Origin of the sequence: Chryseomicrobium palamuruense (assembly GCF_042649045.1) — a bacterium.
Lineage (GTDB): Bacteria > Bacillota > Bacilli > Bacillales_A > Planococcaceae > Chryseomicrobium > Chryseomicrobium palamuruense.
In genome coordinates, this window is the sequence record NZ_JBHSEF010000026.1 from 315,166 (window position 1) to 336,201 (window position 21,036).

24 protein-coding genes are annotated in these 21,036 nt (G+C 42.1%); all 24 read left to right on the forward strand.

Annotated elements, in window-relative coordinates:
* Window positions 1-8 precede the first annotated feature (8 nt).
* The 24 genes from ACFO0S_RS13970 to ACFO0S_RS14085 all read left to right on the forward strand — a co-directional run bounded on the left by ACFO0S_RS13970 (window position 9) and on the right by ACFO0S_RS14085 (window position 21,028).
* The gene (locus tag ACFO0S_RS13970; protein ID WP_378142707.1) at window positions 9-2,567 is read left to right on the forward strand and encodes a vitamin B12-dependent ribonucleotide reductase; all 2,559 of its coding nucleotides are present in this window, start codon (window positions 9-11) and stop codon (window positions 2,565-2,567) included.
* A gap of 111 nt (window positions 2,568-2,678) precedes the next feature.
* A complete protein-coding gene (locus tag ACFO0S_RS13975) occupies window positions 2,679-3,737 on the forward strand; it encodes a M24 family metallopeptidase (protein WP_378142708.1) in 1,059 nt (352 codons plus the stop codon).
* Between the two features lie 11 nt (window positions 3,738-3,748).
* Window positions 3,749-4,306, forward strand: a complete 558-nt coding sequence (gene efp, locus ACFO0S_RS13980) for an elongation factor P (RefSeq protein WP_378142709.1) — start codon at window positions 3,749-3,751, stop codon at window positions 4,304-4,306.
* Between the two features lie 250 nt (window positions 4,307-4,556).
* Entirely contained in the window at window positions 4,557-4,772 is a 216-nt protein-coding gene (locus ACFO0S_RS13985) for a SpoIIIAC/SpoIIIAD family protein (RefSeq protein ID WP_378142710.1), read from the forward strand.
* Window positions 4,769-5,131: a hypothetical protein gene (locus tag ACFO0S_RS13990; protein WP_378142711.1), complete on the forward strand. Its 363-nt coding sequence runs from the start codon at window positions 4,769-4,771 to the stop codon at window positions 5,129-5,131. Before ACFO0S_RS13985 ends, ACFO0S_RS13990 begins: the two co-directional genes overlap by 4 nt.
* A 3-nt stretch (window positions 5,132-5,134) precedes the next feature.
* Window positions 5,135-6,001 (forward strand): stage III sporulation protein AE, encoded by an 867-nt coding sequence (locus ACFO0S_RS13995; RefSeq protein WP_378142712.1) that lies wholly within the window; start codon window positions 5,135-5,137, stop codon window positions 5,999-6,001.
* Entirely contained in the window at window positions 6,002-6,139 is a 138-nt protein-coding gene (locus ACFO0S_RS14000) for a hypothetical protein (RefSeq protein ID WP_378142713.1), read from the forward strand. It begins immediately after the preceding gene.
* Between the two features lie 148 nt (window positions 6,140-6,287).
* Window positions 6,288-6,518 carry a hypothetical protein gene (locus tag ACFO0S_RS14005; protein WP_378142714.1) on the forward strand — a complete coding sequence of 77 codons (231 nt, stop codon included), beginning with the start codon at window positions 6,288-6,290 and terminating at the stop codon, window positions 6,516-6,518.
* Window positions 6,508-7,023, forward strand: a complete 516-nt coding sequence (locus ACFO0S_RS14010) for a SpoIIIAH-like family protein (RefSeq protein ID WP_378142715.1) — start codon at window positions 6,508-6,510, stop codon at window positions 7,021-7,023. Before ACFO0S_RS14005 ends, ACFO0S_RS14010 begins: the two co-directional genes overlap by 11 nt.
* A 149-nt stretch (window positions 7,024-7,172) precedes the next feature.
* Window positions 7,173-7,667, forward strand: a complete 495-nt coding sequence (gene accB, locus ACFO0S_RS14015; protein WP_378142716.1) for an acetyl-CoA carboxylase biotin carboxyl carrier protein — start codon at window positions 7,173-7,175, stop codon at window positions 7,665-7,667.
* Between the two features lie 21 nt (window positions 7,668-7,688).
* Entirely contained in the window at window positions 7,689-9,038 is a 1,350-nt protein-coding gene (gene accC / locus ACFO0S_RS14020; RefSeq protein ID WP_378142717.1) for an acetyl-CoA carboxylase biotin carboxylase subunit, read from the forward strand.
* A gap of 14 nt (window positions 9,039-9,052) precedes the next feature.
* Window positions 9,053-9,445: an Asp23/Gls24 family envelope stress response protein gene (locus tag ACFO0S_RS14025; RefSeq protein ID WP_378142718.1), complete on the forward strand. Its 393-nt coding sequence runs from the start codon at window positions 9,053-9,055 to the stop codon at window positions 9,443-9,445.
* 145 nt (window positions 9,446-9,590) lie between these two features.
* A complete protein-coding gene (gene nusB / locus ACFO0S_RS14030) occupies window positions 9,591-9,968 on the forward strand; it encodes a transcription antitermination factor NusB (protein ID WP_378142719.1) in 378 nt (125 codons plus the stop codon).
* An 11-nt stretch (window positions 9,969-9,979) separates the two neighbouring features.
* Window positions 9,980-10,834 (forward strand): bifunctional methylenetetrahydrofolate dehydrogenase/methenyltetrahydrofolate cyclohydrolase FolD, encoded by an 855-nt coding sequence (gene folD / locus ACFO0S_RS14035; RefSeq protein ID WP_378142720.1) that lies wholly within the window; start codon window positions 9,980-9,982, stop codon window positions 10,832-10,834.
* 61 nt (window positions 10,835-10,895) lie between these two features.
* A complete protein-coding gene (gene xseA, locus ACFO0S_RS14040; protein ID WP_378142721.1) occupies window positions 10,896-12,260 on the forward strand; it encodes an exodeoxyribonuclease VII large subunit in 1,365 nt (454 codons plus the stop codon).
* Window positions 12,244-12,438 carry an exodeoxyribonuclease VII small subunit gene (xseB, locus tag ACFO0S_RS14045; protein WP_378142722.1) on the forward strand — a complete coding sequence of 65 codons (195 nt, stop codon included), beginning with the start codon at window positions 12,244-12,246 and terminating at the stop codon, window positions 12,436-12,438. Before xseA ends, xseB begins: the two co-directional genes overlap by 17 nt.
* 1 nt (window position 12,439) lies before the next feature.
* On the forward strand, window positions 12,440-13,324 hold the full coding sequence (locus ACFO0S_RS14050; protein ID WP_378142723.1) for a polyprenyl synthetase family protein: 885 nt from the start codon (window positions 12,440-12,442) through the stop codon (window positions 13,322-13,324).
* A gap of 80 nt (window positions 13,325-13,404) precedes the next feature.
* Window positions 13,405-15,297, forward strand: coding sequence for a 1-deoxy-D-xylulose-5-phosphate synthase (gene dxs, locus ACFO0S_RS14055; RefSeq protein ID WP_378142724.1), 1,893 nt, complete (start codon window positions 13,405-13,407; stop codon window positions 15,295-15,297).
* Window positions 15,294-16,127 carry a TlyA family RNA methyltransferase gene (locus tag ACFO0S_RS14060; RefSeq protein WP_378142725.1) on the forward strand — a complete coding sequence of 278 codons (834 nt, stop codon included), beginning with the start codon at window positions 15,294-15,296 and terminating at the stop codon, window positions 16,125-16,127. The genes dxs and ACFO0S_RS14060 overlap by 4 nt, the downstream gene beginning before the upstream one ends.
* Before the next feature lie 89 nt (window positions 16,128-16,216).
* Entirely contained in the window at window positions 16,217-16,666 is a 450-nt protein-coding gene (gene ahrC, locus ACFO0S_RS14065; protein WP_378142726.1) for a transcriptional regulator AhrC/ArgR, read from the forward strand.
* Between the two features lie 16 nt (window positions 16,667-16,682).
* On the forward strand, window positions 16,683-18,362 hold the full coding sequence (recN, locus tag ACFO0S_RS14070) for a DNA repair protein RecN (RefSeq protein ID WP_378142727.1): 1,680 nt from the start codon (window positions 16,683-16,685) through the stop codon (window positions 18,360-18,362).
* Between the two features lie 72 nt (window positions 18,363-18,434).
* Window positions 18,435-19,340: a SpoIVB peptidase S55 domain-containing protein gene (locus ACFO0S_RS14075; protein ID WP_378142728.1), complete on the forward strand. Its 906-nt coding sequence runs from the start codon at window positions 18,435-18,437 to the stop codon at window positions 19,338-19,340.
* Window positions 19,341-19,532: 192 nt separating this feature from the next.
* Entirely contained in the window at window positions 19,533-20,306 is a 774-nt protein-coding gene (gene spo0A / locus ACFO0S_RS14080) for a sporulation transcription factor Spo0A (RefSeq protein ID WP_378142729.1), read from the forward strand.
* Between the two features lie 14 nt (window positions 20,307-20,320).
* Window positions 20,321-21,028: a glycerophosphodiester phosphodiesterase gene (locus tag ACFO0S_RS14085; protein WP_378142730.1), complete on the forward strand. Its 708-nt coding sequence runs from the start codon at window positions 20,321-20,323 to the stop codon at window positions 21,026-21,028.
* The last annotated feature ends 8 nt before the right edge of the window (window positions 21,029-21,036 follow it).

Below are 21,036 nucleotides of genomic sequence, written 5' to 3' on the forward strand. Positions count from 1 at the left end.
GAATTCGCATGGTCACATCTTCAATTCAAGAACAACAAGGTTTAATTGATCAATTAAATGCGTCAATCGCAAAATTTCCACAAGTTCACCCAGTGACACCAGACATGAAAATTACGCATAAAGGGGTTTCTAGACTGGTCATGATTGATCGTTATTCTTTCAAAGATACAGAAAAGAAAACCCTTCAAGCAGGGGATTTCGTGGTCTTAACAGTAAAAGAAGATCCGAAATTTCCGGCGCGAGGTTTAGGTCATATTGTATCCATCGATTGGGACAATAAGACTGCACTCGTTCGCATCGATGAGGAATACCGAAGCGCGATTGATGATCCCGAAAAAGTAGTGACTGGTGAGATCGTGCGTCCGCTATCTGTCATTGAAAAGCCTCTTGAAATTTTTTATGAACAAATCGCAAAACGTAATGCGACTGGACTTGCCTCTGTGGAAACTACAGAAGAAAAACGTCAAGAGTGGTTCGAAAAATTCTATCAAGAACTCGTATCACTTCGTTTCATACCAGCAGGACGTGTCATTTATGGGGCTGGTGCAGATACGGATGTCACGTATTTTAACTGTTATGTTATGCCATTTGTACCCGATTCACGGGAAGGTATCAGTGACCACCGAAAGCAGGTCATGGAAATCATGAGCCGTGGAGGTGGAGTCGGAACGAACGGTTCAACACTTCGCCCACGCAACACGTTAGCACGCGGGGTCAATGGAAAATCTTCAGGGTCTGTGTCATGGTTAGATGATATTGCCAAGCTGACACACCTAGTTGAGCAAGGAGGCTCTCGCCGTGGAGCACAGATGATCATGCTAGCCGATTGGCATCCGGATATTGCTGAATTCATCATTTCCAAAATGCAAAATCCGCGAATTTTGCGGTATTTGATCGAAAATACGGAAGACAACTGGATTAAAGATTTAGCAAAGGACAAACTGAAATTCAAGCCACTTTCCCAGCAGGAAGATCAGATGTATCAAGGTATCGTTAATTATAGAGCAATTCCGGGACTCGGTGGCTTTAGTGAAGCCATCATTCGTGATGCAGAAACAAAACTGCGTGATGGTGGGCACTACAGTGTTCATAATCCAGAATTCCTAACAGGCGCGAATATCTCAGTGACATTGACTAAGGAATTCATGCAGGCGGTTGAAGAGGATGCAGAATTCCAATTACGCTTCCCCGCAGTTGAAAACTATTCGAAAGAAGATATGGAAGTCTACAATCGCGAATGGCACAAAGTAGGTGACGTACGTGAGTGGCAACAAATGGGATATGAGGTCCGTACATACCGGACCATCAAAGCGCGTGAGCTTTGGAACTTGATCAATATTTGCGCAACCTATTCTGCAGAACCTGGTATTTTCTTTATTGATAATGCAAACGATCAAACGAATGCCAAAGCGTACGGTCAAAAAGTAGTCGCAACAAACCCATGTGGAGAGCAGCCGCTTGCTCCTTATAGCGTTTGTAATTTAGCAGCTGTCAACTTAGCACAGTTTGCGAATAAAGAAACAAAAACGGTCGACTTAGAAGCATTGAAAGAGACCGTGCGTGTTGGTGTTCGTATGCAAGATAACGTCATCGATGCAACGCCTTATTTCTTAGAAGAGAATAAAACGCAAGCATTGGGTGAGCGTCGGGTTGGACTTGGAGTGATGGGACTGGCAGACCTCTTAATCTACTGCGAGAAAGCTTATGGCTCAGATGAAGGTAACCAACTGGTCGATCAAATTTTCCAAACAATTGCAGAAACGGCATATGAGACTTCTGTAGAACTGGCAAAAGAGCGAGGCAGCTTCCCATTCTTAGTAGGTGAGACAGATGAAGAGACTGCTCGTCTGCGCTCAGCATTTACGAAAACAGGCTTTATGCAAGGGATGAATGAGTCGATTCGTGAGTCCATCTTAACGCATGGAATTCGCAATTCACATCTTCTGACTGTGGCTCCAACAGGATCAACGGGAACGATGGTCGGAGTTTCAACAGGTCTTGAGCCATACTTCTCGTTCACGTATTACCGTAGTGGGCGTCTTGGAAAGTTCATTGAAGTTAAAGCGGATATAGTTCGTGAATACTTGGATACCCATGCAGAAGCGTCGAATGAAGAATTACCCGAGTGGTTTGTGACAGCGATGGAATTGAAACCTGAGGCTCACGCAGATGTGCAATGTATTATTCAACGCTGGATTGATTCATCCATTTCAAAAACTGTGAATGCGCCAAAAGGCTACACTGTCGAACAAGTCGAAGGCGTTTACGAACGATTATACAAAGGTGGCGCAAAAGGCGGAACGGTATATGTAGACGGAAGCCGTGATTCACAAGTTCTTACATTGAAAGCAGAAGAAAATGATATGGAAGAACCACAAGCAGTAGCTGTGGCTGAAAAACGACCGATCGTCTTGATTGATACGATTCAAGATCTTCGAAGCACCAATGTAACCATCGGTTCCGAAGTAGGGAATACATGCCCAGTATGTCGAAAAGGGACAGTAGAAGAACTCGGTGGATGCAATACGTGTACGAATTGCCAAGCACAATTGAAATGTGGATTATAAGTAAGATGCCCGTCTTGGGCATCTTTTCTTCGTCTTACGGAATATAATGATTTCTCTGTAAATTCCTCTGTGATAAACTTATAGATAGTGTGTATCCAAGGAGGAATTAGAATGAAATTAGAAAAATTACGCGCAACACTCACAGAACAAAATGTATCTGCTCTATTAATAACTAACCCACATAGCCGTCGCTACGTGACTGGTTTTACTGGGACGGCAGGAGCTGCAATAATTTCTGCAGAGAAAGCTTACTTTATTACAGATTTCCGTTATACCGAACAAGCGAACGCGCAAATTCAAGGATTTGAGATTATTGAACAAACAGGAACACTTGTAGATACGATTGCAGAGGTCATCAAAGACCAAGGGTTTGATAGCATAGGGTTTGAAAAAGATGCAGTGACCTATGCGGAATTTGAACGCTATTCAGATGCGTTTGAAGCGAAACTAGTTCCAACTTCCGGCATCGTTGAAAAAATTCGCTTGATTAAGAGCGACGACGAGATTACTATTATTAAGCAAGCTTGTCAAATTGCTGATGAAGCTTATGAACATATTTTGTCATTTATTAAGCCAGGTATGACAGAACTTGAAGTTTCAAATGAGCTGGAGTCGTTTATGCGCAGTAAAGGAGCAACATCCTCTTCATTCGACATTATTGTTGCTTCCGGCACACGATCAGCTTTACCGCACGGGGTTGCCACGTCGAAAGTGATTAAAACGGGTGATTTCGTAACACTCGACTTCGGTGCCTATTATAATGGTTATGTATCGGATGTGACACGTACACTCTCTGTCGGAGAACCTTCTGAGCAGCTTAAAGAAATTTATCAAGTCGTTCTTGACTCTCAGTTACTTGCACTTGAAAACATTAAACCAGGTATGACTGGAAAAGAAGCAGATGCCATCGCTCGTGACTACATTGCTTCTAAAGGATATGGCAAGGCATTTGGTCATTCTCTAGGCCATGGAATCGGCTTAGAGGTTCATGAAGGTCCAGGATTATCATCTCGTTCCGATGTCGTATTGGAGCCAGGTATGGTCATCACGATTGAACCAGGAATATATTTGCCAGGCATTGGTGGCGTTCGCATTGAAGATGATGCGCTGGTCACTGAAAACGGTTTGGAGAAACTGACCCACACATCAAAAGAATTAGTCATTTTATAGGAGGAACTTCCATGATTTCAGTAAACGATTTTAAAACAGGTCTAACCATTGTATTTGATGGCAACCTATGGCGCGTCATTGAGTTTCAACACGTAAAACCAGGAAAAGGTGCGGCATTCGTTCGTTCGAAACTTCGTAACCTACGCACAGGTGCTGTCAACGAGCGCACGTTCCGTGCAGGAGAAAAAGTGGAGAAGGCTCAAATCGACACGCGTAAAATGCAATACCTGTATGCAAATGGCGATCAACACGTATTCATGGATACAGATACGTACGACCAAGTGGAGCTTCCAGAAAATTCAATTGAGTACGAGTTGAAGTTCTTGAAAGAGAATATGGAACTCAGCATCATCCAGTACCAAGGGGAAACACTTGGTGTCGAACTTCCAAACACTGTGGAACTTGAAGTGATTGAAACTGAGCCTGGTATCAAGGGCGATACATCAGGTGGTGGTTCAAAAACAGCAAAACTTGAGACAGGTGTCGTTGTAACTGTTCCACTTTTCATTAACGTAGGTGACAAGTTGATCGTCAATACATCAGAAGGTTCTTACGTTTCTCGCGCATAACCTTTCTAACTCCATCCAATTCGGGTGGAGTTTTTTTGTGCTTGTCGTCATTACACAATTCCAGTTGTGCTTTTTCAATTCTATAAGATATAGGAATACGGTTGCCACATGATGTAAATATACTCAGACGGTAACCGTATTCTTATTTCGAAAGAAGTATAAATCCAGCTTCCATAGTATGGTTCCTCAGGCCAACTTACAATTGAATTACTATTTCCTCCGAAGTCTGCATAAGTTGAAGCAAGGGGAGGTGAGGGACGTCAGCTTTGATGATATTTTTCGGATGGCAGGCGTTGGGATACTACTTGCCTTACTTCATGTGTTTCTTGAATCCAATGACAAGAAAGAATACACCTTCTTCATATCAGTCACAGCATTCATCTATTTTACAGCAGAACTGTTACGTCTATTAAAACTGTTCTTTGAGATGATGGCTGAGTACCTGCAGTGGTTGGCGCAGATGTGACCATCTCCATACTTGTGCTCGTAGGGATGGTCATGCTGTATCTGCTCATAAAACATGTGGTCCAAGAGTTGTATCCACCTGTCACTTTTTATGTGACCATGCTATTTTTTCTTGTTTTCACGATTAGCTGCATTCAACTGCTCGTTCCGGTAATTGGTCCCCTTTATCAACAACTATCTGTTGCGAACCATCCAGTCATTAAAGCATTTTTGATTACATTTCTTGCGCTTGCCAGTTTAGAAGTATTCCAATCGTATTTACAATCAGAACAAGAAGATGCCATTAGTAAGTTACTAGAGATGGTTATTAAATGTTTTTTACTCGTCTATTGGATTGCCTATTTTCAACAAATGCGGTGACGAATGTTTCCACTTGAACTAATAAAGCAACTCTTCATCTTGACCTTTACCTATCAGATTTTGTGTTATTTACAGCCCAAACAACAAAAACTCTACGAATTCCTCTATGTACTGCTACTCATCTGGTCCATTATTTTGTACTTTGAACACCTCTATACACTTATTCAGTTTCTACAAACGACTCTATTTCCACTTTGGGAAGCATTTATACCGATAACGCTCAGTATCGCTCATCTGTTCATGCTCATTGTTTTTCCACTCGCTCCTATTCTGACCGTATTTTATAGCTTGTTCAGTCTACAACTGATTAAGAGCGTAGTTTATCCATTATTTGTGGTTACATTAGTCATCGTCTTCCTTAACAGGGTGGATTCAGGAGCTAGCTTAACCCGTTTTTATGAATTGCTACGTGCGACCCTTGTATTTCTACTAGTTGTCTTTTTCTCCAGTTTTAGTTTCTTTCTTACGGTTAGCGGAGGGATTGGTTACTTTGCGCTTGAACAAGTCAAACCATCTCTTGCTGCTATTATTCAGAATTCGATACCCGTCGTTGGTTCACTTGTTACGGAAGGTATTTCCACTGTGAAAGGTATTGCCTCTTTGTCTGCAATTGCTGGTGGAGCCATCGCTGCGGTTTCCGTTTTAAGCGCTGCATTTGTTCCATTTAGTAAACTTTTGATCGATGCATTTTGTTTTCGATTAGCAGGAGCTATTATTTCCGCTTTAGGTAGTGAGCGAGCAGGGGCTATCCTCGACGATGTCGGAAAGTTAATTTTTATTGCACTTGCTTGGTTTTTATTTTTTGTTTCTGTTATCTTTTTTTGCACCATGTATCTCTTTTTCTTTATTCAACTACTAGGACGTGGATAGATGGAAATCATAATCGTCGTTGTCACACTGTATCTTATGGCAGAAATCGGTTGTGTCCTCCTGGAGGAACGAGAAGTCGAAATCCAACGGGTCAAGCAGCTTTTCTTGATGGGTTTGCTATTCATATTTCTATTTTGATGGTCATACGCTATGGTAGGTGATTGTCATCAAGCCTCCCATTCAAATAGTTGGAATAGCTGGTCTCTTCGTCCTTCTCCTTTTTCTATATTTTTTTCCATCTTCACAAGAACCGCAACTTTCCTCATTAGAAGAAGTGCTTTCTAAAATGGAAGGAGCGGGGGAAATTACAATTTATATTCATCAAGCAGATACGCAAGCACGTCTATTTGATTTCCCATCAGAATCTTCAAAACTCACAGGCGTGCTTGTTATTGCGGAAGGAGCCGATCAACCATCCATCAAGCTCAAACTTCGTCAGACTGTCGCATCCGTTCTCCAAATCGCTGAACACCGCGTCATTGTGGAACCTATGAAAGGAGTAGAAAATGAACCCTAAAAAACGTACCGTTTGGTTTCTGACATTACTTAGTTTGGGTGCAGTATTTTCTGTTTATGTATTAAATGACCGTCCAGACCCATTTGACGGGATAGTATTATTTGAGGATGAAGTGGCGGAATCAGATGAAGCGGCTCAACCTGTATCCTATCCTGTAAACGAGACGTTTCAGGAGATGAGAATGGAAGTCGAAGCGAAACGTAGTCAACTACGTGAACAATTAACACAAAAGATAGGTTCACCTGAATTTACAGCAGAAGAAAAAAATGCAGCCTATGCGCAACTTGAGTTGCTGACAACTCAAGACTCGACTGAAGCATTGTTGGAACTGGTTATTAACTCTCTTGGCTATCCGGAGTCACTAGTACGAATCGAACAAGATCAAGTAATGGTCAACGTGGCAGCGGAAATGCTGGATCCTGAAGAAGCCAACTCCATTATTTATGCTGTAAAAAAAGAGTATCCAGGGGCAGCGAAAGTACAAGTGGATTATTCAGCGTATTAAACCCGCGAAATGCGGGTTTTTATTTTTTTTGAATACAGAACAATGAAAAATCTAAGAGCAGGTACTAAAAATAGGTGCGCATTGAACAGAAAAACGATAGAATAGACTGTGTAGATAAGACAATCACGAAATAGAGGAGCTCGGTATACATGAAAATTCAAGAAATTCGCGAAATCATTAAATTAATGGATCAATCGACTTTGGATGAGTTTGTGTTCGAAGCGGAAGGTACAAAATTAAAACTAAAAAAACATAACGGAGAAACGCGTCCTACTGTACATACATCTGCACAACCACAAGAACAACCGGCAGCAGTGGTGACTCCAAAAACGGATGCACCAAAGGTGGAAGCCGCACCAGCTGAACCAATTGAAAAACAAGAATCAACATCATCAGAAGCGTCATCATCTTATAAAACAATTACATCACCGATGGTTGGAACATTCTACTCCTCTTCATCACCAGAAGCTGATTCTTATGTGAAAGTTGGAGACCGAGTGAATGCGGACACAATTGTTTGTATCGTAGAAGCAATGAAACTATTTAATGAGATCGAAGCAGAAATTGAAGGGGAAATCGCTGAAATCCATGTTAAAGATGGCCAACTTGTTGAATATGGTCAGCCTTTATTCTCGATTAAATAATTCAGCGAAGAGGTGATTTCAATGAAAAAAGTATTAATTGCAAATCGAGGCGAGATTGCAGTTCGCATTATTCGAGCATGTAAAGAATTAGATATAGAGACTGTAGCTGTCTATTCGGAAGCAGATAAAGAAGCGCTTCACGTACAACTTGCAGATGAAGCGTATTGTATCGGGCCCCACTTATCCAAAGACTCGTATCTACATTTCTCAAACATTATGAGTGTTGCGAAATTGACAGGAGCTGACGGAATTCACCCGGGTTATGGATTTTTAGCTGAAAACTCGGATTTCGCAGAGCTTTGTGAAACATGTAACATTAAATTTATCGGTCCTTCAAGTTCCGCTATTTCTAAAATGGGAACAAAAGACGTCGCACGTGAAACAATGCGTGCAGCTGGCGTACCTGTTGTACCAGGTTCTACTGGAATTGTGGAAACACAAGATGAAGCGACGCGCATTGCTTCAGAAATTGGCTATCCAGTCATTATCAAAGCCACTGCTGGTGGAGGCGGGAAGGGAATCCGTGTTGCACGCAGTGAAGAGGAACTAATTACGGGTATCAAAATCACCCAAAAAGAAGCGCAAGCAGCCTTTGGAAATCCTGGTGTGTATTTAGAGAAGTTTATTGAAGAGTTCCGCCATGTTGAAATTCAAGTGTTAGCGGATGGGCATGGGAACGCCATTCATTTAGGCGAGCGAGATTGTTCCATTCAGCGCCGCATGCAGAAGTTGGTGGAAGAAGCACCTTCTCCAGCCCTTTCCGAAGAAACACGTGCTAAAATGGGCGAAGCGGCTGTTAAGGCAGCTCTAGCAGTTAATTACGAATCTGCTGGCACAGTGGAATTTATCTACGATCATATTCATGATACGTTTTACTTTATGGAAATGAATACTCGAATCCAAGTGGAACATCCGGTAACGGAAATGATTACAGGAGTCGATTTAATTAAGCAACAGATCCTCGTTGCTTCGGGTGAAGTTCTTGCATACAAACAAGAAGATATCCAGTTAAATGGGTGGGCGATTGAATGCCGTATTAACGCAGAAAACCCATCGAAAAACTTTATGCCTTCTCCAGGAAAAGTTGTAATGTACTTACCTCCTGGTGGCTATGGTGTTCGAGTGGACTCTGCCGTGTATCCAGGCTATTCCATCCCTCCATTTTATGATTCAATGGTCGCAAAGTTAATTGTCCATGCGCCTACTCGTGAAGAAGCGGTGTTGAAAATGAAGCGTGCTCTTCAAGAGTTTATCGTAGATGGAGTCGAGACGACAATTCCGTTCCATATACGTTTGATGGATCATGAAATTTTCCGTTCGGGAGACTTTGATACGAAGTTTTTAGAGCGTTATGAGTTAATGAAAGAGTAGGGAGATGAGGTAGTATGGCGGAAACAAAAGGACCTGAGTATTTTCAAATGTCAACTGTTAAAGATGATTTAGGAACGATTCAAATTGCTCCTGAAGTTATCACAGTTATTGCAGGAATTGCAGCAAATGAAGTAGAAGGTGTCGCCGCAACACGTGGAAATTTTGCAGTGGGTGTTGCTGAAATGCTCGGTAAGAAGATTCACGGAAAAGGTATCAAGACAGATATCTCTTCAGAAGGCTTATTCATAGATGTATTTTGTTCGGTTCGTTATGGAAAATCTGTACCAACAGTAGCGCAAGAGATTCAACAAAATGTTCGACAGACGATTGCCAATATGACGAGTTTAGAAGTGAAAGAAGTTAATGTTCACGTGACTGGTATCCAGTTCGAAACAACAGAGAATTAAAAAAGTGGAGCACTTCATTTTTCCAAATGAGGTGCTTCCTTTTTGATGGGCAAAACGAACTTATCAGAATAGGGAATTAAGTTTTGTCGCACTCATTTCTATGCTATGATGAGTAGCATAGTGAAAGATAAAGGAGTTCAACAATATGAAAAGAAGAGATGCTCGCGAACATGCGTTACGCGTGTTGTTTCAACTCGATCATTCGGAAATGGATGTCCATGAAGCGATGGCACATGTGACCGAAGAAAAAGATGCTTTTTTCGAATTGCTCGTGCAAGGAACGATGGAAAAGCGAGAAGAAATCGATGGCAGCTTAAATGAAAAACTAGAAAATTGGTCTTTAGCTCGGTTGCCGAAAATTGAGCGAACCATTCTTCGTATGGCTGTTTATGAAATTTTATTTGGAGAAGATGCTCCAAAACCTGTTGTCTTAAACGAGGCGATCGAATTAACGAAAGCTTATGGTGATGAACAATCAAGCCGCTTTGTAAATGGCGTATTATCTAAATACCTCAACGACTAGGAGTGTGCAACATGACAGCAAAGATCATCGATGGAAAACAGATTGCAGAACAAGTCATTTCAAAAGTAGAAGAACGAGTGAAATTATTAAAAGGACAGGGAATTACACCGGGATTAACCGTTATTTTAGTCGGTGATGACCCTGCTTCTCAAACCTATGTGGCGAGTAAGGAACGAACAAGTCAACGTCTCGGTATGAAATCAGAAGTCATCATCAAGCCCGTTACCATCTCAGAAAAAGAACTACTTACACTCATTCATCAATTAAATGAAGATACAACGGTAGATGGAGTCTTACTTCAACTTCCGTTACCAAAACATATTGATGAAAACAACGTGTTACAAGCCATTTTACCTGAAAAAGATGTCGATGGGTTTCATCCGGTCAATGTCGGAAAATTGATGCTTAATCAAGAGGGATTTGTTCCATGTACACCGTATGGGATCATTCAATTACTCGATTATTCTTCCATTTCCATCGAAGGGAAACATGCTGTTATCGTTGGGCGAAGTAACATTGTTGGGAAGCCGATGGGGCAATTACTACTGAATCGGCATGCTACGGTCACATATACGCATTCACGTACACAGAATCTTGAAAAGTTCACGAAGCAAGCGGATTTATTAATTGTTGCAACCGGTCAACCTCAAATGATTACAAAAAATCATATTAAACCTGGAGCAACAGTAATCGATGTGGGAATACATCGCAACTCTGATGGCCGATTATCGGGTGACGTTGATTTTGCTTCCGCTTCCGAAGTCGCTGGATTTATTACCCCTGTTCCAGGAGGCGTCGGGCCGATGACGATTGCCATGCTAATGGAAAATACATGTCTGAGTGCTGAGCGGAAGCTTTCTAAATAGTAAACATGGATAAGCTTGTACACTTGTACAAGCTTATTTTGCAGAAAGTGAGGGAGAAAATATGACGACCGAGCACAGTTACTTAACTGTTACAGCGCTTACTCGCTATCTGAAGAAAAAGTTTGATGCAGACCCTCACTTGCGTAAAGTGTATGTAAAAGGAGAATTATCGAATGTTAAGTACCATTCGAATGGCCACATTTACTTTACATTAAAAGACGCAGGTGCCCGGATCTCATGTGCATTATTTGCTTCTCAAGCTCGTCACCTCCCTTTTAAAGCAGAAGATGGCATGAATGTCTTTGTTACTGGAGACATCAGTCTGTTTGAAGCGGCCGGTAATTATCAACTCTATGTGAAGACCATGGAACCGGACGGGATTGGTGCGTTATTCGTAGCCTATGAACAACTAAAGAAAAAACTCGAACAAGAAGGATTGTTTGACCCTGATCGAAAAAAACCGATTCCTAAGTTTCCTTTGCATATCGGTATAGTCACATCGCCTACAGGTGCAGCTATACGGGATATGTTGACGACACTAGAACGAAGGTTCCCACTAGCGAAGGTAACAGTATTTTCTGCACTCGTCCAAGGAAAAGGGGCAGCACTTTCAATCGTTCAAGCCATTAATAAAGCAGAACTGTCGCATCAAGTCGATGTTCTCATTGTAGGGCGTGGGGGTGGTTCCATTGAAGACCTTTGGGCGTTTAATGAAGAACCTGTAGCTCGAGCCATAGCTACAAGTCCGCTTCCGATTATCAGTGCTATTGGTCATGAGACAGATACGACAATCGCAGATTTTGTGGCGGATCTTCGCGCACCGACGCCAACGGCTGCAGCGGAACTTGCGGTACCTGACCATTTTCAGTTGCGTCAAGCCATCACGGATTATCAAATGCGTAGTGAAAACAGAATAGCGGCGATCATGCAACAACACATGAAAGACTTAACTAAATTGAAACAAGCCGTAGTTTTTTCACAACCGTTACGTATGTACCGACCTTTTTTAGAGTCGCATGTACAATTAAATGAACGACTTGAACGGGCCTATGAAAATTATGTTATACACGCCAAGTCAAAATTTGATCACTACACGGTTCGACTACGGTCGCTCCACCCTCATCAAAAAATAGCACGAGCTGAAAAACAGAAAAGTGATGTAACCAGCCGTCTCATGTATATTGAGCGTTCGTTGATTACAAAAAAACAGCAACAATTTAGTGATTTGATCCGAACGCTTGAAGCTCTTAGTCCACTAGAGACGATGAGAAAAGGGTTTGTGCTGACGCAAAAAGAAGACCATCTTGTTAAATCTGCACATCAACTTGAAACTGGCGATTTGATTCAAATTGTCTATCATGACGGAAAAGCTCAAGCTGTCATTCAATCTATTGAAAAGGAAGAGACGCATGAACTTAACATTTGAAGAAGCAATGAAACAACTTGAAGAAATTGTACGTCGTCTCGAACAAGGCGATGTACCTCTTGAAGAATCCATCGACTTGTATAAAAAAGGAATGGAGCTTTCGGCATTATGTACAACTAAATTACAAGATGCAGAAAAGCAACTCGTTCAGTTTATCGATCAAGACGAGGAGGCCTAATATGGATACATCACTCCAAGCTTTTCTCCAAAGCCAAAGTAGTCCCTTAAACGCCCATCTTATGGAGTCTATTCAAACACAGGAGATAACCCCGACTTTAAAGGATGCTATGATGTACTCACTCGAAGCAGGGGGTAAACGTGTACGCCCAATGCTTCTACTTGCTGTGCTTGAAGAGTTCAAGCAACCACTTGAACGTGGGTACGATGCAGCGTGCGCCTTGGAATATATCCATACGTATTCATTAATTCATGATGACTTGCCTGCTATGGATAATGACGACCTTCGTCGAGGGAAACCTACAAATCATATCGTGTTTGGAGAGGCGACAGCTATTTTAGCAGGGGATGCCCTTCTCACAGAAGCCTTTGCGCTCATTAGTCAATCGCCCCATTATACGCCTGTGCAAAAAGTCGAATTGATTCAACTTCTCTCACGAGCAGCTGGTGCTCCAGGTATGGTCGGTGGACAGTTAATGGATATAGAAGCTGAAGGAAAGACTGTGGACCTTCTCCATCTTCAGAAAATCCATGCATTAAAAACAGGGGCCCTTCTCAAATTCAGCATTGATGCGGGGGCACTGTTAGCTAATGCAGATGAACGAGACCGTGTAGCTCTTTGTACTTACGCAGAAGCCATAGGCGTCCTGTTCCAAATCCAAGATGATATATTAGATGTCGAAGCAAGTTCAGAAGAACTCGGAAAAACAGCAGGCAAAGATCAGGTCCAGGAAAAAAGTACGTATCCAGCCCTCCTGACAGTACATGGAGCGAAACATGAGCGAGATCGGTACTTCCGTCTGGCTCTTGATGCCCTTCGTCAAATCGGGAAGGATAAAGGGTTACTTGAAGCGTTTGCGAATTACATCGCCTATCGTGGAAACTGACTTCTTACTGTATTTTACGGCTTGATATTGCTATCATATAGAGTACCTATAAATTCAGGAATAACAAGATAAGGTGTGTGATGGAAGTGGATCTTAATACAATAACAAATCCATCCTTTTTAAAAACATTAACGAATGAAGAGTTACAGAACTTAAGTCAGGACGTACGTGACTTTTTGATTGAAAAATTATCTGTGACAGGTGGACATATCGGCCCAAATCTTGGTGTCGTTGAACTGACTATTGCTTTACATAAAATGTTCAACTCTCCGGATGATAAACTCATCTGGGATGTCGGGCACCAAGCGTATGTGCATAAAATCTTAACAGGTCGTGCGACGCAGTTTGATACACTTCGTCAATACAAAGGGTTATGTGGCTTCCCTAAACGGGTTGAGAGCGAACATGATGTGTGGGAGGCCGGACATAGTTCTACGTCTCTTTCAGCAGCTATGGGTATGGCAAAAGCGCGTGATGTGATGGGGAAATCAAACCACGTAATACCGATTATTGGGGACGGGGCATTAACAGGTGGAATGGCCCTTGAAGCATTGAACCATATTGGCCATGAAAAAACGAAGATGATTGTCATTTTAAATGACAATGAAATGTCGATTGCACCTAATGTGGGGGCTCTTCATAATATCCTTGGGAAACTTCGCACGCATGGTTCGTATAACAAGGCGAAAGATGACCTCGAGTATTTAATGAAGAAAATTCCAGCGGTTGGAGGGCGTATTGCTTCTGCTGCGGAAAAAGTAAAAGATAGCATTAAATATTTGATGGTATCTGGCGCATTCTTCGAAGAGATGGGCTTCACGTACCTTGGCCCTATTGATGGTCATGATTTTGAGGATTTAGAAGAGAATCTCCGGTATGCAAAAAATGCAGATGGTCCTGTATTGATTCATGTCCTTACGAAAAAAGGAAAAGGATTTAAACCTGCTGAACAAGACACAGTCGGTACTTGGCACGGAACGGGTCCTTATAAAATGGAAACGGGTGACTTTGTAAAGTCTTCTGCAAAAGGTCCTTCTTGGAGCAGCTTAGTTTCAGAGACTGTGCGTAAGTTAGCACGCGAGGATCAGCGTATTGTGGCAATCACGCCAGCCATGCCCGTAGGATCTAAACTTGAAGGATTCGCATCTGAATTTCCAGACCGCATGATTGATGTCGGAATTGCCGAACAACATGCAATTACTATGGCTGCAGGGATGGCAATGGACGGTATGAAGCCGTACGTCGCCATTTATTCTACTTTCCTCCAACGTGCTTATGACCAGATGTTACATGATGTCTGTCGGCAAAACTTAAATGTCTTTTTAGGAATTGACCGAGCGGGCTTAGTTGGTGCGGATGGAGAGACGCATCAAGGCGTCTATGACATTTCGTTTTTACGACATATGCCGAATATGGTTATTATGATGCCTAAAGATGAGAATGAAGGTCAGCACATGGTGAAAACAGCCATCGAGTATAACGACGGTCCAATTGCTCTGCGTTATCCACGTGGGAATGGTTTAGGGGTGGCGATGGATGAAGAATTGATGACCCTTCCAATTGGCAGTTGGGAAGTGCTAAAAGAAGGCAATGACGCAGCGATATTAACTTTTGGAACAACCATTCCTATGGCGGAACAAGCTGCAAGGGAATTGTCTACAGAAGGAATTCATGTAGAAGTGGTCAATGCACGTTTCATTAAACCAATGGATTATGATAAATTAGATCAACTAGCAAGCCGTTCCATTCCTCTGATTACACTAGAAGAGAGTGTACTTCAAGGTGGATTTGGAAGTTCAGTGCTTGAGTATTACAATGATAAAGGGGTCCATGTTGATATAGACCGAATGGGTATACCCGATTGCTTTATTGAGCATGGAGACGTACCTGAGCTTCTGAGTGAAATCCACATTACTGTCGAAGATTTGAAACAACGAATTCGTACACAAGTAAAGCAGGTACAGGCCGGATGAGTCATGTACCAAAAGAACGAGTAGATGTGCTGCTTGTCGATCAACAATTTTTCACCTCACGTGAACAAGCCAAACGAGCGATTATGGCAGGACAAGTCTATGTTAATGAAGAACAAATTACAAAACCTGGCGAAAAAGTACCGATCACAAGTGAATTCGTCTTAAAAGGGCAACGGTTGAAATATGTGAGCCGCGGGGGCCTGAAGCTTGAAAAAGCAATAGATTTTTTCGGCCTAGATATAAAAGACAAAATCTTATTAGATATTGGATCTTCCACCGGTGGATTTACGGATTGCGCCCTTCAAAACGGAGCCCGTCATGCGTATGCGCTCGATGTGGGATATAATCAATTGGATTGGAAAATTCGGAGTGATGAGCGTGTCACGGTGATGGAACGTACGAACTTCCGGTATAGTAAGCCTGAAGATTTTGAGGTAGGTCTACCACAAATCGCAACCATTGATGTGTCATTTATCTCGTTGAACTTAATCCTTCCTGCGTTATCTACGATTTTAGTGGACGAAGGAGAAGTGATGGCCCTTGTAAAACCTCAATTTGAGGCAGGAAAAGAGCGCGTTGGGAAAAAAGGGATAGTACGTGATCCAAAAGTTCATGAAGATGTACTCGCTCAGGTAAAGGACTATGCAAATGCAGCAGGCTTTAAACTTCTTGGAGCGACGTTTTCTCCAATTACCGGTGGAGAAGGGAATATAGAGTTTCTATTTCATTTAAAAAAGACTGCTACCGAGGTGGCGGAATTTGACGCATTTCACGTATTAACGAATGAAGCACACCTTACACTTAGTAAGTCAACGACCATGGAATCTTGATTCCATGGTCTTTTTTGTGACTTGTTTCTCTTCCCCGACAATGATACTGTAGGGATAAGACAGTATAAATATACAATGGAGTGATTGGAATGAATAAGGGGCAACGACATATTCGCATTCGAGACATTATTGCCAATAATGAAGTGGAAACGCAAGATGATTTAGTCGAATTCTTGAAGGCGGAAGGGTTCAATGTGACACAAGCTACTGTGTCTCGGGATATTAAAGAACTGCATTTAGTGAAAGTACCATTGTCTAACGGAAGGAACAAGTATAGCTTACCAGCAGATCAACGGTTTAATCCGATGCAAAAATTAAAGCGGGCATTAACAGATGCCTTTGTTTCCATTGATGGGGCGAGTCACTTTCTTGTGATGAAAACTTTACCTGGGAATGCGCATGCTATTGGATCGTTAATTGATTATTTGGACTGGGACGAGATTTTAGGGACGATTTGTGGAGATGACACGTGTCTTATCCTCTGTCGTGAAGAGAAGGACCGGGAAGAAATCAAAAACAAATTACTGGAGATGTTGTAAGAGGAGCGATCACGGTATGTTGACTGAACTATCAATACGCAATTTTGCGATTATCGACGAACTCAGTATCAGTTTTGAGGCAGGTCTGACAGTACTAACAGGTGAGACGGGCGCAGGGAAGTCCATTATCATTGATGCTGTCCAACTTTTATGCGGGGCTAGAGGCTCAAGTGAGTTTATTCGCCACGGAGCGAAACGGGCAGAGCTCGAAGGATTATTCTCCCTCACCTCAAATACCCATGCAAGTTATCGAAAGCTCGAAGAACTCGGAATACCTACAGATGAGGAAAGTATTATCCTTCGAAGGGAGCTAAACAGTTCCGGGAAAAGTACTTGTCGAGTTAATGGGAAGTTAGTGACCATCGCTGTTTTAAGAGAAATTGGTTCGACACTTGTTGACATACATGGTCAACATGAAAGCCAAGAGTTGATGGATGATAAAGCACATATTCGACTACTCGATCAATTTGGCAATTCGGAACTGTTAGCTGCAAAAGAGGCTTATAGTCATCTTTATGCAGATTATATGAAAACGAAAAAGCGCTGGCAGTCTCTTCAAATGGATGACCAAGAAATGACCCACCGAATGGATTTATACCGTTTTCAGTTAAACGAGATTCAAGTAGCGAATCTACTTCCGGGGGAAGAAGAAGAGTTACAGATAGAACGCACAGAGCTGATGAACTATACAAAAATCGTTGATAAATTGCAGACGGCTTCAGCTGCGATGTCTTCTGAATCTGCTGGGATGGAATATTTAAGTGTCGCACTTCAGGCTGTTCAGGATTTGGCGCCAGTTCAACCGAATTATGAAAAAATTGCAGACGAATTCGCAAACGCATTTTTCATTCTAGAAGATTTGCAATCTCAAATTCAAGGGCAACTTGAAGCGATGGAATATGATGAAGAGCGTGTTCAATATGTAGAGAACCGACTGGCCTTGTTACAAACGCTAAAGCGAAAGTACGGATCTTCAGTTGATGAAGTTATTGCGTATGGAGCCAAACTGGAGCGACAATTGAATCAACTGACGAACCGCGATGAAGAACTGCATTCACTTGAGAGAAAAGTAAAACAAATCGAAGAAGATTTAGCTATAGAGGCAAATGAACTGACAGAGATTCGAAAGCAAACGGCAGCCGACTTAAGTCGACGAATTATGGAGCAATTAAGCGCACTCTATATGGACCGAGCTGTTATGGAAGTTCGTGTGGAACAACAGAAGCAGTTTACAGACAATGGACGGGATCTCGTAACATTTTATATTTCGACAAATGTCGGGGAACCTTTAAAACCGCTCACAAAAATTGCCTCGGGCGGAGAACTCAGTCGCGTCATGCTTGCATTGAAAAGTATCTTCTCGAAACATCAAGAGATCACATCCATCATCTTTGATGAAGTCGACACAGGTGTCTCAGGTCGAGTCGCACAAGCAATTGCTGAAAAAATTGGACAAATTGCAAAAGATTCACAAGTACTGGTCATTTCTCATTTACCGGCTGTTGCAGCCATCGCAGACCATCACATGCGAATTGAAAAACGTGTCACGGATGAACGGACGGTCACTTCGCTTCAATCATTGACTCTTGATGAGCGAACGGAAGAACTAAGTCGTATGATGGCTGGAGAAGAGATTACAGAGATTACTCTTCATCACGCAAAAGAGTTATTACTCGCGGCTCAGTCAAAAAAATAGTCCATTTAACAAAATCTGACCACACATCTTTCACCTTACTTGCCGCAAACTAGCTGCAAGGAGGTGATTTTTTTGAAACGCGTCGGCCTGGTCGTGTTCAGTATACTTTTGGGATCGTCACTACCTGTCTATGCAGATGTTATTCCGCTCGGGCACACGATGGAAATTGATTTACCCATTGGTCATATCATTTTAACTGGAGAAGTTTCTGCTTGTGGCCAACAACTCCATACAGCGGATCAATTGAATGAATATGTCTCCATTCAAGATTTACTTCACGAGACAAATTCAAATCCTTCAATTGAAGTTAACGTGTCCCGCAAAGGTAAACAGTATACACTCACCTGCACAAAAAAAGAAATTGAAAAAATTGTGCAAGTCAGTGTTGACCGTGTGACGGCAACAGGAACGATGAGTTTTGTTGATTCTGAAACAGGTACGTATTACGCACTAGGACATCCGATTATAGAGAAAGCTAGTGGATGGATACCGGATGGACAAAATGGGAAGATCCGGTACGCAGCAGTAGAGCGTGTGGTGCGTTCTGAAGCGAAACGACCTGGCTATAAACTGACGACGCCAGTTCTTCCTATCAGAGAAGCGAAGGTCTCCACAAACGGTACACTAGGCATTCAAGGGACTGAACGTGAACTGAGCAAATGGCCTTATGAAAGAGAAGAACTGCCTCATCAACAACCTGCAACCGGAAAAGCGCTTGTCCGAACGGTCATCGAAGGGACAGAACCACAAGACTATGTCATTCATATAGACCGGATTACTGAGCAAGATATCTTTCTTACAGTGACGGATGAACGATTGCTGAAAAAGGCAGGAGGCATAATACAAGGCATGAGTGGCAGTCCTATCTTGCAAGATGGGAATGTAGTGGGAGTCCTTACACATATGAGTGTCGAAAACACTGCAAAAGGTGCTGCACTTTCGGTTGATTATATTCTAAATGGATCCAAACCTCATTGAGGTTTGGATTTTTTAGTAGAGGAGTTACGACGTAAAGATTATACTTATGAAAAGATTATTCGACAAACAGACGTTTTTATGGCACATCTTGTCAGATTGGGAAGAAATTATCCTACAAAAGCACGATTTATTTCAGTGAGAGAAAAGTCTATAGTAAAACTATAGAAAGATTCCGACAAAGGGGATGGGAATGTGGAAAAGATAAAAATTATGGTAGTTGATGATAATCGAGATTTGGTGACCACTGTCGCTGAGTATTTTCAAAATCATCCATCGATTGAGGTCATTCATACAGCTTACAATGGAAAACAGTGTTTGGACTTATTAGAAGAACGTGTACCCGACGTCCTACTACTGGATATTATCATGCCACATCTAGATGGAATCGCTGTTATGGATCACTTGCATGAAAATCAGCTGTATCCGAATATGAAAGTCATTATGCTAACAGCGTTCGGTCAAGAAGAAGTCATGAAACAAGCTGTAGATTTAGGGACAGCCTATTTCATGTTAAAACCATTTGAATTTGATCGACTTGTCCAACAGATTTTGCAAGTGGCTGGTTCTGCAGCAGAGCGCAAAGAAGGAAAAGCACGTAAAGTGTTTCAGGCAAGAGGGATTGATTATATAGTTACGAATGTCATCAAGGAGATTGGGGTTCCCGCTCACATTAAAGGGTATTCTTATTTACGCGAAGCCATTCAAATGGTTTATCATGATATTGAACTACTTGGATCTGTCACGAAAGTTCTTTATCCGGAAATTGCAGTAAAATTTGATACAACACCTTCACGTGTTGAGCGCGCGATTCGTCATGCGATTGAGGTCGCATGGAACCGAGGAAATTATGAAACAATTTCACAAACCTTTGGGTATACCGTGCATCACTTAAAGAGTAAGCCTACCAACTCAGAATTTATTGCCATGATTGCAGACAAGATTCGTCTAGAGAACATGGCCAGCTAGAAAGGAAGACGCTAATGTTACCCGTATATGCACACCGAGGCGCATCCGGATATAAAATGGAGAATACGCTTGCTGCTTTCGAAGAGGCAATTGCAAGGAAAGCGGATGGTATTGAAATTGATCTCCAATTGACTGCCGACGGGCAACATATGGTCATCCATGACCTTGATCTATTTCGATTGACAGGACAAAATAAGCAGATTCGCGATGTGGCTGCAGAAGAAGTGATGACATGGAAAGTGGGGCGTCGATTTTTCCGTAAATGGTTTGGTCACCGGATTTTGACCCTTACCGAATTTCTGCAATTTGCATCTACATCGAAAGTGGCTTTAAATATTGAACTTAAAGAAACGTATATGGGAAAGCATGAAAAAATATCAGAAGTGGCAGAACTGGTGAAGGACTTCAAAGACGTTCATTTTTCATCCTTTGAAGTAGCGATTCTTGAATCGGGACACAACAGTCACCCGGACCGAGAATGGTGTCTTATCGGAAAGAAATCGACAGACTGGGAGTACGTTTCCTCATTAAAATGGCTTCAGACCATCCATTTAAATAAACGATTTAGTGAAGCAAGCTGGGTACAGAATCTGCCTTCTCATTATCAATTTCGTTTCTATGGACTATCAGGGAAGGAAGCCATGTTGAAAAATCCTCCGGAAAATGTCATTGGATGGATTACTGATTTTCCAGATCGCGTCATAAAAGCACAAAAAAGTTGAATTCCGAC

Bases quoted from the DNA above. Each gene is read 5' to 3' on its own strand.
- ACFO0S_RS14085 (WP_378142730.1), top strand. From the start codon at position 20,321: ATGTTACCCGTATATGCACACCGAGGCGCATCCGGATATAAAATGGAG.
- accB (WP_378142716.1), top strand. From the start codon at position 7,173: ATGAAAATTCAAGAAATTCGCGAAATCATTAAATTAATGGATCAATCG.
- ACFO0S_RS14005 (WP_378142714.1), top strand. From the start codon at position 6,288: ATGGAAGGAGCGGGGGAAATTACAATTTATATTCATCAAGCAGATACG.
- ACFO0S_RS14025 (WP_378142718.1), top strand. From the start codon at position 9,053: ATGGCGGAAACAAAAGGACCTGAGTATTTTCAAATGTCAACTGTTAAA.
- nusB (WP_378142719.1), top strand. From the start codon at position 9,591: ATGAAAAGAAGAGATGCTCGCGAACATGCGTTACGCGTGTTGTTTCAA.
- ACFO0S_RS14000 (WP_378142713.1), top strand. From the start codon at position 6,002: ATGGAAATCATAATCGTCGTTGTCACACTGTATCTTATGGCAGAAATC.
- efp (WP_378142709.1), top strand. From the start codon at position 3,749: ATGATTTCAGTAAACGATTTTAAAACAGGTCTAACCATTGTATTTGAT.
- folD (WP_378142720.1), top strand. From the start codon at position 9,980: ATGACAGCAAAGATCATCGATGGAAAACAGATTGCAGAACAAGTCATT.
- xseB (WP_378142722.1), top strand. From the start codon at position 12,244: ATGAACTTAACATTTGAAGAAGCAATGAAACAACTTGAAGAAATTGTA.
- ahrC (WP_378142726.1), top strand. From the start codon at position 16,217: ATGAATAAGGGGCAACGACATATTCGCATTCGAGACATTATTGCCAAT.
- ACFO0S_RS13975 (WP_378142708.1), top strand. From the start codon at position 2,679: ATGAAATTAGAAAAATTACGCGCAACACTCACAGAACAAAATGTATCT.
- ACFO0S_RS14010 (WP_378142715.1), top strand. From the start codon at position 6,508: ATGAACCCTAAAAAACGTACCGTTTGGTTTCTGACATTACTTAGTTTG.
- accC (WP_378142717.1), top strand. From the start codon at position 7,689: ATGAAAAAAGTATTAATTGCAAATCGAGGCGAGATTGCAGTTCGCATT.
- ACFO0S_RS13970 (WP_378142707.1), top strand. From the start codon at position 9: ATGGTCACATCTTCAATTCAAGAACAACAAGGTTTAATTGATCAATTA.
- ACFO0S_RS14050 (WP_378142723.1), top strand. From the start codon at position 12,440: ATGGATACATCACTCCAAGCTTTTCTCCAAAGCCAAAGTAGTCCCTTA.
- ACFO0S_RS14060 (WP_378142725.1), top strand. From the start codon at position 15,294: ATGAGTCATGTACCAAAAGAACGAGTAGATGTGCTGCTTGTCGATCAA.
- recN (WP_378142727.1), top strand. From the start codon at position 16,683: ATGTTGACTGAACTATCAATACGCAATTTTGCGATTATCGACGAACTC.
- xseA (WP_378142721.1), top strand. From the start codon at position 10,896: ATGACGACCGAGCACAGTTACTTAACTGTTACAGCGCTTACTCGCTAT.
- ACFO0S_RS13995 (WP_378142712.1), top strand. From the start codon at position 5,135: ATGTTTCCACTTGAACTAATAAAGCAACTCTTCATCTTGACCTTTACC.
- dxs (WP_378142724.1), top strand. From the start codon at position 13,405: ATGGAAGTGGATCTTAATACAATAACAAATCCATCCTTTTTAAAAACA.